The organism is Rhizobium sp. RU36D, from assembly GCF_900176345.1.
GTDB lineage: Bacteria > Pseudomonadota > Alphaproteobacteria > Rhizobiales > Rhizobiaceae > Allorhizobium.
Window position 1 is genome coordinate 40,864 of sequence record NZ_FWXU01000013.1, and the last position, 12,161, is coordinate 53,024.

General features: G+C 62.7%; 11 protein-coding genes. 6 read left to right on the forward strand and 5 right to left on the reverse strand.

Annotated elements, in window-relative coordinates; all coding sequences use genetic code 11:
* Nucleotides 1-111 precede the first annotated feature (111 nt).
* From B9A97_RS16635 to B9A97_RS16660, 6 genes are all read left to right on the forward strand, one after another.
* Complete coding sequence (locus B9A97_RS16635; RefSeq protein ID WP_084366483.1) at nt 112-1,029, forward strand: branched-chain amino acid ABC transporter permease; 918 nt, start codon at nt 112-114, stop codon at nt 1,027-1,029.
* 2 nt (nt 1,030-1,031) lie between these two features.
* A complete protein-coding gene (locus B9A97_RS16640; RefSeq protein ID WP_084366484.1) occupies nt 1,032-1,958 on the forward strand; it encodes a branched-chain amino acid ABC transporter permease in 927 nt (308 codons plus the stop codon).
* A complete protein-coding gene (locus B9A97_RS16645) occupies nt 1,955-2,764 on the forward strand; it encodes an ABC transporter ATP-binding protein (protein ID WP_084366485.1) in 810 nt (269 codons plus the stop codon). Before B9A97_RS16640 ends, B9A97_RS16645 begins: the two co-directional genes overlap by 4 nt.
* The gene (locus B9A97_RS16650) at nt 2,754-3,494 is read left to right on the forward strand and encodes an ABC transporter ATP-binding protein (protein ID WP_179145311.1); all 741 of its coding nucleotides are present in this window, start codon (nt 2,754-2,756) and stop codon (nt 3,492-3,494) included. Before B9A97_RS16645 ends, B9A97_RS16650 begins: the two co-directional genes overlap by 11 nt.
* A 23-nt stretch (nt 3,495-3,517) precedes the next feature.
* On the forward strand, nt 3,518-4,699 hold the full coding sequence (locus B9A97_RS16655; protein ID WP_084366486.1) for an ABC transporter substrate-binding protein: 1,182 nt from the start codon (nt 3,518-3,520) through the stop codon (nt 4,697-4,699).
* Nucleotides 4,700-5,086: 387 nt separating this feature from the next.
* Nucleotides 5,087-6,847, forward strand: coding sequence for a uracil-xanthine permease family protein (locus B9A97_RS16660; RefSeq protein WP_084366487.1), 1,761 nt, complete (start codon nt 5,087-5,089; stop codon nt 6,845-6,847).
* A 285-nt stretch (nt 6,848-7,132) separates the two neighbouring features.
* Here the strand turns inward: B9A97_RS16660 and B9A97_RS16665 are convergent, their stop codons facing one another.
* From B9A97_RS16665 to B9A97_RS16685, 5 genes are all read right to left on the reverse strand, one after another.
* Entirely contained in the window at nt 7,133-7,846 is a 714-nt protein-coding gene (locus B9A97_RS16665; RefSeq protein ID WP_084366488.1) for an RES family NAD+ phosphorylase, read from the reverse strand.
* Nucleotides 7,843-8,256, reverse strand: a complete 414-nt coding sequence (locus tag B9A97_RS16670) for an MbcA/ParS/Xre antitoxin family protein (RefSeq protein WP_084366489.1) — start codon at nt 8,254-8,256, stop codon at nt 7,843-7,845. The genes B9A97_RS16665 and B9A97_RS16670 overlap by 4 nt, the downstream gene beginning before the upstream one ends.
* A 61-nt stretch (nt 8,257-8,317) precedes the next feature.
* Nucleotides 8,318-10,180 (reverse strand): bifunctional diguanylate cyclase/phosphodiesterase, encoded by a 1,863-nt coding sequence (locus B9A97_RS16675; protein WP_084366490.1) that lies wholly within the window; start codon nt 10,178-10,180, stop codon nt 8,318-8,320.
* A gap of 103 nt (nt 10,181-10,283) precedes the next feature.
* Nucleotides 10,284-11,213, reverse strand: coding sequence for an amino acid ABC transporter substrate-binding protein (locus tag B9A97_RS16680; RefSeq protein WP_084366491.1), 930 nt, complete (start codon nt 11,211-11,213; stop codon nt 10,284-10,286).
* Between the two features lie 13 nt (nt 11,214-11,226).
* Nucleotides 11,227-12,102, reverse strand: coding sequence for an amino acid ABC transporter substrate-binding protein (locus tag B9A97_RS16685; RefSeq protein ID WP_244564265.1), 876 nt, complete (start codon nt 12,100-12,102; stop codon nt 11,227-11,229).
* Nucleotides 12,103-12,161 lie beyond the last annotated feature (59 nt).

Sequence of the window (12,161 nt, forward strand, 5' to 3'; positions counted from 1 at the left end):
GGCTTAAAGCGCGTCCGTTCCCTCTCATTCGATGCCGGTCCTGGCGGATTTGGCGGCCCGCTGCGGTCGCCGGAAGTGCTTTGCCCCTGGGGCAAACTGGAGAGTGGACTGATGTTGTTGCTGCAGCAAATCCTGAACGGCGTCATGCTGGGAAGCGTTTATGTGACGGTCGCCGTCGCCTTCACGCTCACCATCGGCGTGTTGAATTTCCTGAATTTCACCATTCCCACCCTGTTCATGCTGGCCGGCATGGTCGGTTGGGCGGCCGCCACCTGGGGGCTGCCGTTCGGGTTGACGCCGCCTCTCCCATGGCCTGCTGCGCTGCTTCTGGGAATTGTCGTAACAATAGGCGCGTCGCTGCTGGTGGAGCGCTTCACCTTCCGCTTTCTCAAGACCAAATATGGCGATGCGACCGAACATGCCATTCCGCTTGTCAGCTCGCTCGGCTTCCTGCTCGTCATCGAAAATCTCGTGCGCATCGGCTATGGCACCGAGGCCCAGCGCTTCGAAGGGCCCGAGGCGGACATGACGGTCAATCTCGGCGGCTTGTTTCTGCGCGTGCCGCAACTGCTCAGCCTCGTCGTCGTCTTCGCCATGGTCGCGGGCCTGAACTGGTTGCTGCGCCATAGCCGCGTCGGTCGGGGCCTGAGGGCGATCGCCGAAAATCCCGATGCCGCCAATATCCTCGGTATCTCGGCCACGCGGCTTGTGCCGGTGCTGTTCATGGCCACCGGCCTGCTCTGCGGCCTGGCCGGCGCACTCTTCGCCATCAACTACGGCGAGGTCTCCCCCATCATGGGCGAGGATATCGGCTCCAAGGCCATTGCCGGCATGGTGGTCGGCGGGCTCGGCTCCATCTGGGGCGCCGTCGCCGGCGGCCTCATCATCGGCATGACGGAGATGCTGACCATCCACTTCTTCGGCGCCGATACCGTGCAGGTGGCTGTGTGGGGCCTGCTGCTCCTCACCCTGTTTGTCCGGCCGACCGGCCTGTTCGGCCATCATTCCATCGGCAAGGGGAAGCTCTGACCATGAGTGGCTACTGGACAGGCATCCTGACGGTGCTTTCGATCAATATCGTCATGGCCTATGCAATCTTTCTGCCTGTAGCGTCAGGCCAGCTCAATCTGGGCGGCGCGGGCTTCCAGGCGCTCGGCGCCTATTGCGCGGCCTTTCTGTCGGCAAGCTTCGGCGTGCCGGTCATCCTCACCGTGCCGCTGGCCATGCTGCTGACGGGGACCATCGGCTTCCTCATGTCCTTTCCCCTGCTGCGCACCAAGGGAGTATACCTGGTGCTGGCGACCTTTGCCTTTGCGGAGGTGGTGGCGGGCTCGATCCTCAATTCCGATTTCCTCGGCGGGGCCATGGGTCTCTCGGTGCCGGACTATGTGGATTACCACGTGCCCGTCATCGCTGCCGTCCTAGTGACCCTCGGTGTCTTCTATCTCATGCTGACGCGTTTCGGTCTGACCATGCGCGCGGTGCATGATGACGATACGGTCACCGACCTCCTGGGCGTCAATGTCCGTGGCGTGCAGGTGGCAAGCTTCACGCTGGGCGGTGCGCTGGCCGGTCTTGCCGGCGCGCTTTATGCCCATTCCTTCAGCTATGTCGAAATCCAGAGCTTCAATGCGGCGCTGTCGATCTATGTGCTGCTCTACGTGCTCTTGGGCGGCACGCAGACAGCTTGGGGGCCGCTGGCCGGCGCCACCTTCTTCACCATGCTGCCGGAACTGCTGCGCAACCTGCTGCCGGCGCTCAAAGCCCAGTTCGGCGCGCTGGCCGGGCTCGATGTCGATCTCTCTCCCCCCGATGAAAGCTGGCGCTTCGTCATTCTCGGCGTCTTTACGGTGCTGATGATGATGTTCCGGCCGGAAGGGCTGATCACGCGAACCATGACCGAGCGGCTGTTCCAGCGTCGCCGGTCCTCTGCCACCACCAAGGAGGTGCCGGCATGAGCCTTGCCCCCATTCTTTCCCTCAAGGGCGTCTCCAAGCGTTTCGGCGGCCTGACCGTCGTCAAGGATGTCAGCTTCGACGTGCCGCCGGGTGCCCGCATGGCGCTGATCGGCCCCAACGGCGCCGGCAAGACGACGGTCTTCAACCTCGTCTCCGGTTTCTACAAGCCGGATGAAGGCGATATTCTCCTCGAAGGCCAGGCGCTGCAGTCCCTGCCGTCGCGCAAGCGCATCGGCATGGGGATTGCTCGCAGCTTCCAGAATATCAGGCTGATGCCGCATCTCTCGGTGGTCGAAAACATCATGCTTGGCCAGCACAGCCGCGTCTCCGGCATGCTGGACATGCTGACGCCGCTATCGGCCTTTGCCCGCTCCCACTGGCGCCAGGAAGCCGAAGCGCTGCTGGAGGAAATGGGCGTGGACAACTATCGCGGCGAGGTCGTGGCAACGCTGCCCTATGGCATCCGCAAGAAGATCGAGGTGGTCCGCGCGCTCGCGGCCCGGCCGAAGATCATGATGCTGGACGAGCCGGCCGCCGGTCTCAATGCCGCCGAGACGGACAATCTCACCGCCTTCCTGGAGCAGATTTCCGCCCGAGGCACAACGCTTCTGATCGTCGAGCACGACATGGGCCTGGTGCGCCGGCTCTGCGATCATGCCGTCGTGCTGAATTTCGGCGCCAAGATCTATGACGGCCCGACCGCGACGGTTCACGAAAATCCCGATGTGCTGGAGGCCTATCTCGGTCCGCGACATGCCGGAACTGAGGCGCCACGCCGCCAGAAGGAGGCCGGTCATGTTGCTTGAAGTCTCCGGCCTCAATGTGCGCTACGGCCGCACCCATGCGGTCAAGTCGGTCGACCTGACGCTGGCCGAGGGAGAGATCGTCACCGTGCTCGGCGCCAACGGCGCCGGCAAGACCACGCTTCTGAAAGCGTTGCAGGGCGCTGTCGCGCCCACCTCGGGCACCATCCGTTTTGCCGGCCGCGACATCACCGCGTTCCAGCCGGCTGATCGCGTCCGTGCCGGCATGATGCTGGTGCCGGAGGGGCGGCAGATCTTCGTCTCCATGACGGTCGAGGAAAACCTGCTGATGGGCGCCTATCTCAGGCGCGACGGCCAGGTGGCGCGCGATATCGACGCGATCTATCAGCGCTTTCCCAATCTCGGCCAGCGGCGTGGCATGAAGGCCAGCGTGTTGTCCGGCGGCGAGCAGCAGATGCTGGCGATCGGCCGGGCCATGCTGGGCCGTCCGCGCCTGATCATGCTGGACGAGCCATCGCTCGGCCTGTCGCCGCTCTTCGTCAACCACCTGTTCGACCTGATCCGCGAGATGAATGCCGATGGCATCAGCATCCTGCTGGTCGAGCAGAACACCGGCATGGCGCTGGAAACCGCAAGCCGCGGCTATGTGCTGGAACTCGGCAGCGTCGTCATGGCCGATACGGCCGAGGCGCTGGCGGGCAATGCGGCCCTGGCCGAAGCCTATCTTGGTGGGCATGCGCCCGCCGCAACCTCCTCACATCAAACCCTCTGAGTCATCACCAACGGAGACTGCCCATGAAACGCACAGCCAGACTTCTTGCCACGCTTGCCTTGCCGATGTTTCTCGCAGGGCCGCTCCACGCCGAAAATACCATCAAGATCGGCAATATCGTCGCCACCGCCGGCCCGCTGAAGAGCGTCGGCGAGCCCGCTGTCGTCGCTGCCGATATCGCCGTTGCCGAAATCAACGCCGCCGGCGGCATCAACGGCAAGAAGGTCGAACTCATCCGCTTCGACACCGGCTCGGATCCCAAGCAGGCGGCCGTTGGTACGCGCAAGCTGGTGCAGGACGATGGCGTGCTGGCGATCCTCGGACCGTTCTCATCAGGTGAATCGGCCGTCGCCTTCAACGACGCCGACCGCCTGAAGGTGCTGATGATCCCGAATGCGGCCTCGGCTCCGGGCCTCACCGACAATCGCGCCTATGCCTGGCGCCTGACGGAAGACGAGCCCAAGCAGTTCACCCGCCTTTTGACCAGCATGAAGGCGCATGGCATCAAGATGGACACCGCCGAGATCGTCTATATCTCGGAAGAGGCCGTCTCCAACGCCTCTGGCACCAAGCTCTATCCTGCGATCTTCGCCAAGTTCGGCATCAAGCATGGCGAGCCGATCGCGGTGCAGTACAAGAGCTTCGACATGTCGGCCCAGGCCGCCAAGATCCTGCAGTCCAATCCCGACATGGTGGCCATTGCCGGCCTGCAGGAATCGGCCTCCAAGGTCATCAAGGAATTGCGCCGCCAGGGCTACAAGGGCCGCATCATCGGCTCGCAGATCTTCGCCGATCCGACCGTCGTGGAGCTGTTCGGACCGGAAGGCGAGGGCACCATGATGGTGGCCGGCTTCTGGAAGGGCCGCACCGACAAATCCATGGCCTTCGATGCCAAGTATCTGGAAGAGACCAAGAAGCGCGGCATCCACAAGCTCGGCGCCCACCATTCTGATGCCCAGACCTATGATGCCCTGTTCCTGATGAAGCAGGTCATGGAAAAGGCCGGCGTCACGGGCGATCCGTCCAAGCTGGAAGCCGAGCGCGAGGCGGTCGCCAAGGGCATGGAAGGCGTCACCTTCAGCGGCATTCTCGGCGACAACCTGTGCTTCGTCGGCCACGATGCCGAACTGCCGGGCTACATCATTGAGATCAAGGGCGGCCAGTGGACCAAGTTTGACGAGGCGCCTGCCGACAAGTGCAACTGATCTAGCGCATGTCTCCCAAAAGTGCGTAGCGGTTTTGGGACAAAGATATGCGAAAAAACAGGTGTCCAAAAAATCGAAAGGGCCGGCCGTGGGAAGCACGGTCGGCCCTCGATCCCTTGCGGGTATGCCCGGACTGGAGGGTCACGGTATCCTGGAAATGCTTGCCGTACCGCCGTTCTTCAAGCGGTCCTAGAGCTATACCATGAAAAATAAACACTGGCGTTCACAAAAAATTGCGGGCATCTGGATTCAGTGATGTCCCCAGATTTGGCCGTAGGAGATTGATCTGCTAGGCTTGCAGGTGATTGACAACCTCTCCACGCTCACGTCTCTCGTTGGACCAGACTTTTGGGTTTGGGCCGGCGCCCTCAGAATGATCAGACCTTGATGACTTTTTCGCTTTCCAACCTGAAATCCCTCAGGCTGCCCGTCGACCGCGTCAGGCGCAAGCCGGCGGAGATCGTTTATTCCTCCATCGAACGGCCGCCCGTCGGAGCGCTTCTGCCGCTTGCGGGCCAGCATGCCATCATGGCCATCGCCCTGTCGGTCTATGCGCTGGCCGCGGCCCAGCTTGGCGGCCTTTCGGTCGCCGATACCCAGATCTTCCTGACCTGTTCGATCATCGGCATGGCGATTGCCACCTTCCTCCAGGCCTGGGGCGGTCGTCTGGGCTCGGGCACCCTGCTGGTCCATATCCCCGGTCCGATCATGGTGCCGTTCGTCGGCGTCGCGCTCAAGGATTATGGGCTCGGCAGCATGCTGATGGTCGGCCTCGCCGCCGGCCTGCCGGCCATGGCGCTCAGCAAGCTCCTGCCCTATCTGCGCCCATTGTTTCCGCCCACGGTTCTCGGCGTCGTCGTCTGCACCGGGGGCTTTTCGCTGGTTCAGGGCGCAACCCAGCAATCCCTGGGGCTCGGCACCGCCTATGCCATCGATCCCATCAGCGCGCTGATCGCCGGCGTCACGCTTGCGGTCATCGTCGCCCTGTCGATCTGGGGCAATGCCGCGATGAAGCTTTTCGGCCTGGCCTGCGGCATCATCGCCGGCGTCGTGGTTGCGGCATTTTGCGGCCGCCTGTCGGGTGCAGAGCTGTTCGCCACCGTGCCCGTCGTCGCTGTCCCCGACATTCCGACCCCTGTCTTCTCGATTGCTCCCGGCCTCATCATCGTCATCTTTGTCGTCGGGCTTCTCGAACAGTTCGACACCTTCGCCAGCACCGTCATCATCGACCGCATGGACGATGCGGACTGGCACCGCCCCGACATGAAGACCGCCAGCGGCGGCGTCATGGCCCATGGCTTTGGCAATATCCTGACCGGCCTCGTGGGCGGCGCGCCGACCTCCACCTCCTCGGCCAATATCGGTCTCAGCCACGCCACCGGCACCACGTCGCGCTGGGTCGGCATCGTCGCCGCACTTGCCATGGTCATCTTCGCCATGCTGCCCCAGGCGACACTGGCGCTGACGCTCATTCCCGCGCCCGTCATCGGCGCCATCCAGGTCTATGCCGCGGCCTTCCTGGTGGTTTCAGGCCTGGAACTGGCCACATCCCGCGCCATCGATAGCCGCGGCGTGTTCATGATCGGCCTTTCCCTGTTCCTCGGGCTCGCCGTCATGCTGATCCCGCAGCTCACGTCTGACGTGCCGGAATCCCTGCACTATTTCGTCGGCAGCGGCTTCGTCATGTCCAGCATCTGCGCCATCGTGCTCAATCTGCTGTTCCGCATCGGCACCTCGATCGAGGCCCGGGCGGAGCTAGGTGACAATCCCACTGTCGAAGTCACTGACTTCATCGAAAAGCAGGGCGGCAAATGGGCGGCCCGTCGCGAAATCGTCAGCCGCGCCGGCCTTGCGGCACTGGAGACCATCGAGCTCATCATGGTGTCCGGTCAGGATCGCCAGCCGGTTGCCGTCAAGGCCCGCTTCGACGAGTTCAATTTCGACCTGGAGATCCAGCACACCGGAACAGCCATCGAACTGGGCATCGACGAAGCGCCTGATGTCACGCAGCTGCTGGAAGCGGATGACGAGATGATCGACAGCGCCATGGTCAATATCTCCATGGTGCTCGTCCACCGGCTGGCCGATCGGGTGCGAGTCGGCACCCGTGACGGCGTGTCGTTCATCGCGCTACACTTCGATCACTGATCCCTAGGGTCAAAACTCAATCAGGATAGGAGTTCTGCAAGTCGCATCTTGTGCCTGAGTAGAAGGAAAGGTGCAGGAAATGCTCATCATTTTCAAACCTTTACGACGCCCGCAGACGCAAGACGCGACTTGCCCGAAGGGTTGGTGATGATGGGCCGCCTGATCGCAAACAATGCTCGACAAGACCTTAGGGTCTTGCCTTGCGCTTGTTTGCTTCCATTCAATCCCATCATCGCCAACAGAACACCTATCCTGATTGAGTTTTGACCCTAGAGCCTTTCAGGGTCAGCCCATCACGCGGAACACCTGACCCGAGCCCACCTCGCGGACAAAATCCACCCGGACGCCGTTCCAGTGGTAGTCGAGATGACGCCCCTGGATCGGGCTCGTGGCGAGGTCGGGGTAGAACAGCGCCACGCATTCCCCGCCCGCCCGCCTCTGGCTGGGATAGACCAGGCCTTCCGAGCCCGCGGCTTTGAGGCTGGCGGCGAGCTGCTGGCTCTGGCTGTAGTCGTCGGGCGCCAGAACGGCACCGTGATCGCCTTCGCCTCGGAGGTCGTGCAGTTGCGCATCGACATCGAGAATGAGTTCGCGAAACTGCGAGGTCCAGCCCGGCTTTTCCGCGGTGGCGGCCATGAACCTCGTGTGATGGTGGATCGTTTCCGCAAGCGCCGTCTCGAAGCTCTCCGCCACGTAAAGCGCGCCAAAACGTCCGTCGCTGAAGCGGCTGGCGCGGTCTGGGCTGACATGGGTGAAGGATGCCATGAGATAGCTTGAGCCCGGTCCGGACACGCGCCGCGACGGCGGCACCAGGTCGATATTGCCGATGGTCTCCATCAGCCGGGGATTGGTCTTCTGCTCAGCCGCGATCAGCAGCGGCCAATCGGCGGGATCGGCGATGTCCTCGAACAAGTCGATCGGCGGATAGAGGCTGCGGATGATGCGCACGGCGCCGGCCCAGCGAACCTGCGACACCGGCAGGGCGGCTTGCCCGCTCACCAGCCGCCGCGCTCCGCATCGAGATAGCGCCGCACCCGCATCAGGTCTGTCAATTCGCCGCCCAGCATCACCTCAAGCGCCGACCGTCCGGAAAAGGCCGCGTTCGGCTCGCCGACCCAGCGATAGCCCCGTTGCGGTTCGTTGAAGATCAGCCGCAGCGCCTTGTGGATGCCCATGAGGTTCGACAGCCGGGCCTTGAGGTCGCGGTTGAACCGCCCGATCTCGCCGCTTTTCCAGCGCCGGTAGGTGCGAACGGGCAGATCGAGCAACACGCCGGCCTCCTCATCCGTCACCGACCAGTGGCGAAACAGATTGCCGACAGCGCGAAACATGGCCGCTGCCTCTTCGTCCGTGATCGGCTCCGGCGAAAATGCACGCGGCAGGCTGTCTATGGGCATCAGCTGGATCATGGCGCTCTCCTTATGGCATCATATGGAGATTAGCTGCCAAATGGCAAGTCCTTGGACTGAATCAGCCCACCCGACGCCGCCGAAAGGCCATGGTGGGCGTGGCTGGCAGGGGTTGCGCGGCATAAGGCAGCCGCTGGCCCCGTTGCAGCAGCAGATTCGTGGCGGCGTCGCGGTCCACGGCGCGCGAGTAGTAATATCCCTGGCCCAGCAGGCAGCCCAGCCGGCAAAGCTGCTCCGCCTGCTCGCTGGTCTCGATGCCCTCGGCCACCACCCGGAAGCCAAGCTTGGCCGCGATCCCAATCAAGCCCTCGACGATGGCTGCGCCGCCATCATCAGGGGCGAGGCGATCGACGAAGCACTTGTCGATCTTGATGATGTCGACCGGCACCGTCAGCAGATGTGTCAGCGAGGCAAAGCCGGTACCAAAATCATCGAGCGCCACCAGCAACCCCATGGAGCGCAGCGCCTGGATCTCGTCGGCCACCACATGGTCGCGCTCGCCCAGATAGACGGATTCCGTCACTTCAAGCACCACATGCTTCAGCGGCACACCCGCCTTGCCGAATTCCGCCTGCAATACCTCGCCGAGGCGGCCGCTTCTGAAATCGGCCGAGGATACGTTGAGCCCGACATGCTGGAACGGGATGCCGATATCAAGCCAGCGCCGGATATCCGCCGCCACCCGCGTCATCATCCGCAAGGTCAGGTCGGCGGCGACACGGGCATCCTTGGTCGCTTCGTGGAACATGGCCGCCGGAACGATCTCGCCCGTGGACGTGCGCATCCGGCACAGCGCCTCGAAGCCGACGATCTCGCCGGTATCGAGGCGAACCGTCGGTTGGTAGAAGGCCTCGATCCGATTTTCCGCCAGCGCCAGCGTCACGTCCTGCACGGCGCGGAACCGGTCCGTCAGCGTTGTGCCCTGGGATGGATGGTAAAGCTGGAAATGGCCCCGGCTGTTTTCCTTGGCGTGGTACAAGGCGAAATCCGCATGCTGGCGCATGGTGGCGGCCTCGCCGTGGCCGTCCAGCGGCAGCGCGCCGCCCATGGTGGCGGAGGGAAAGATGTTGCAGCCGCCGCAAAGGGCGGGAACCTTGATTGCTTTCAGGAGGTCCGCGGCCAGCCGCTGCATCCCCTCCGCCTTGAGCCCGCGCGTGATCACGGCGAACTCGTCGCCGCCCAGGCGGAAGGCCGGATGCGGCATGCTCGCCTTTGCAATGCGCGAGGCCACCGTGGTGATCAGGTCGTCGCCGGCGGTGTGGCCGAAGGTGTCGTTGGTGATCTTCAAATTATCGATATCGACGAGCACCAGCCCCCAGTCCGCCTGCGCTTGCCGGTCGCCGTCAATTTCTGCGATCGCGGCCTTGAAGGCGGCGCGGTTTGGCAGGTTGGTCATCACGTCGGTAAAGACGAGCCGTTCATGCTCCAGGACGCGCTGATGCAGTTCCATCGCAATGACGCAGAGATGCAGGCAGGTTTCGACGATCTTCTGTTCCAGTACGCTCGGACCGCGCTTTTCCCGGTAGTAGAACGCAAAGGTGCCGACCACGCGCCCATCGCTGCCGATGATCGGGCTGGACCAGCAGGCCACCAGCCCTATGGACAGAGGTATATCCGCAAATCCCATCCAGCGCGGATCGGTCGCCATATCAGTCACGGCCACCGGCTGCTTGGTAAAGGCCGCTGTTCCGCAAGAGCCGACGCCGGGGCCGATTGCAACGCCGTCGACCGCCTTGCAATAAGCGTCCGGCAGGCTGGGACCCGCCAGGGGGTGGACGCGACCGTCATTATCAACCGTGATCACGGAACAGACGATGTCGGGAACCATGCGCTCCACTTCGCGGCACAGCCGATCCGTGGTTGCGGCAAGCGAGGAGCCGGTCGCGATCATTTCAAGAATCATGTTCTGCAGATGAAGAAGCACGGCACCCTCCGGACTGTTGCCTTATATTAGCGCTTCTTCACTAAACCCGAGTTAGGTCATTTGGTTAAATTGGCCCTAATATGTTATCCTTGCGGTTAACACCTCAGTCCTGCGGTTCGCTCGGATTGGCAAAGGCTGCGCGCAGTTCGGCAGACATCGGCAGGCGCATGTTGACGCCGCTCGGCGGAATGGGTTGCATGAACCATTTTTCGTAGAGCGCCTCGATCCGCCCGCTGCCATAGATGTCCACCAGGGCAGCATTCACCGCGTTCTTGAACTCGGTATCTTCCAGCCGCATCATCAGGCCATAGGGTTCCGGCCAGCCCAGCGCCTCGGTCGAGAGCACGTAGTTTTCCGGATTTGCGGACTTGGCGACCAGCGCCGCCAGCAGGATCCCGTCCATCACGAAGGCGGATGCCCGACCCTCAGTCACCAACTGCAATGCATCCTTGTGGGTTTCCACCGGCATCACGGCGATGTTCAGCGACCGTTCCCGATTGAGCGTATTGAGCTGACCCAGATTGGTGGTTCCCGATGTGGCGGTCACGGTATGGCCGGCGAGATCCGACAGGGTCGTCAGGTTGCTCTTCTTGAGCGACACATACTGGCTGCCGGTTACGAAATGCGGATAGGAGAAACTGACGCTCTTGCGGCGCTCCGGATTGTTTGTGCTGGCGACGCATTCGATATCGATCTCGCCACTGCGCAGCTTGGCCACGCGGTTGCGCGGCGTGCGCTCGACGAACTCGACCTTGATGTCGTCGCGCTTCACGGTCTTTTCGATGTGCTCCACCACGTCGAGGCAGAGCTCAGTCGAATAGCCCGTCACCGTTCCATCGCTCTGGCGATAGGAAAAGGGGAAGTCCTCGGCGCTGTAGCCAATGCGAACCACGCCGGTTTCGGTAATTCTCTGCAGCGTCGATTCCGGTGCCTGCGCATGGATTGGTGCTGCAAAGCCAAGACCCGCAAGCACCGTGCTGGCGATCAAAAGCGTGGCGGAGAGCCGTTTCCGTGGAGACATTTTCAGCTTCATCGGCCTGTCCTCTCTATTCCAGATAGTCCTTGGGTTCAGCAAAGGCCGCCTTCAGGGCCGGCGACATCGGCAGGTTCAGGTTCATGCCATCGGGCGGGATCGGCGACATGAACCAGGTCTTGTAGAGACTGTCGATCTCCGGGCTGGTGAAGACCGCCTTCAGCGCGGCGTTGACGACCGAGCGGAACTCCTCGTCTCCATGGCGCACCAGCAGACCATATGGCTCCGGCGGGCTCAGCGTGTCGGTCGAGAGGGTGAACACCGAAGGATCGGGCGCCTGCGCAATCAGCGCCGCAAGCAGGATACCATCCCAGACAAAGGCAGAGGCGCGGCCATCCGCCACCAGGTCGAAGGCCTCGTTGCCGCCCTTTGTCGGCATGACGCCGATATTGAGCCGCTTTTCGCGATTGAGGGCGTTCAACTGCTCGATGTTAACAGTACCGGAGGCGGCGGCGACGGATCGACCGGCAAGATCTTCGACCTTGGCGATGTTGTCGGCCTTGCGGGTCACATACTGGGTTGCGGTGGCGAAATGCGGATAGGAGAAGCCGACGATCTTGCGCCGCTCCGCATTGTTGGTCGTGGCGGCGCATTCCACGTCGATCTTGCCGCTCTTCACCAGGATGAAGCGCGTCGCCGATGTGGCAGGCACATAGTCCACCTTCAGCGTATCGAGCTTCAGATGCTTGCGCACCGCCTCGACGACGCGGTCGCACAATTCCATTGAAAAGCCGGTGATCTTGCCATCGGGCGTCTTGTAGGAAAACGGCGGTTCGGCCTCGCGATAGCCGAGCGAGATGACGCCGGTTTCGGCAATCTTCTTCAGGGTGGGCGAGGGATCCTCCGCCGCGGCGGCCGCAGCCGGGGCCAGCCAGGCGAGGGCAAGCATTGCAGATGCCAGTCTATGCATGTCGCGTCTCCCATCAGGCCACGGGCGGGACAGGCCTC

Bases quoted from the DNA above. Each gene is read 5' to 3' on its own strand.
- B9A97_RS16645 (WP_084366485.1), top strand. From the start codon at position 1,955: ATGAGCCTTGCCCCCATTCTTTCCCTCAAGGGCGTCTCCAAGCGTTTC.
- B9A97_RS16650 (WP_179145311.1), top strand. From the start codon at position 2,754: ATGTTGCTTGAAGTCTCCGGCCTCAATGTGCGCTACGGCCGCACCCAT.
- B9A97_RS16655 (WP_084366486.1), top strand. From the start codon at position 3,518: ATGAAACGCACAGCCAGACTTCTTGCCACGCTTGCCTTGCCGATGTTT.
- B9A97_RS16685 (WP_244564265.1), bottom strand. From the start codon at position 12,102: ATGCTTGCCCTCGCCTGGCTGGCCCCGGCTGCGGCCGCCGCGGCGGAG.
- B9A97_RS16640 (WP_084366484.1), top strand. From the start codon at position 1,032: ATGAGTGGCTACTGGACAGGCATCCTGACGGTGCTTTCGATCAATATC.
- B9A97_RS16680 (WP_084366491.1), bottom strand. From the start codon at position 11,213: ATGAAGCTGAAAATGTCTCCACGGAAACGGCTCTCCGCCACGCTTTTG.
- B9A97_RS16635 (WP_084366483.1), top strand. From the start codon at position 112: ATGTTGTTGCTGCAGCAAATCCTGAACGGCGTCATGCTGGGAAGCGTT.
- B9A97_RS16660 (WP_084366487.1), top strand. From the start codon at position 5,087: ATGACTTTTTCGCTTTCCAACCTGAAATCCCTCAGGCTGCCCGTCGAC.
- B9A97_RS16670 (WP_084366489.1), bottom strand. From the start codon at position 8,256: ATGATCCAGCTGATGCCCATAGACAGCCTGCCGCGTGCATTTTCGCCG.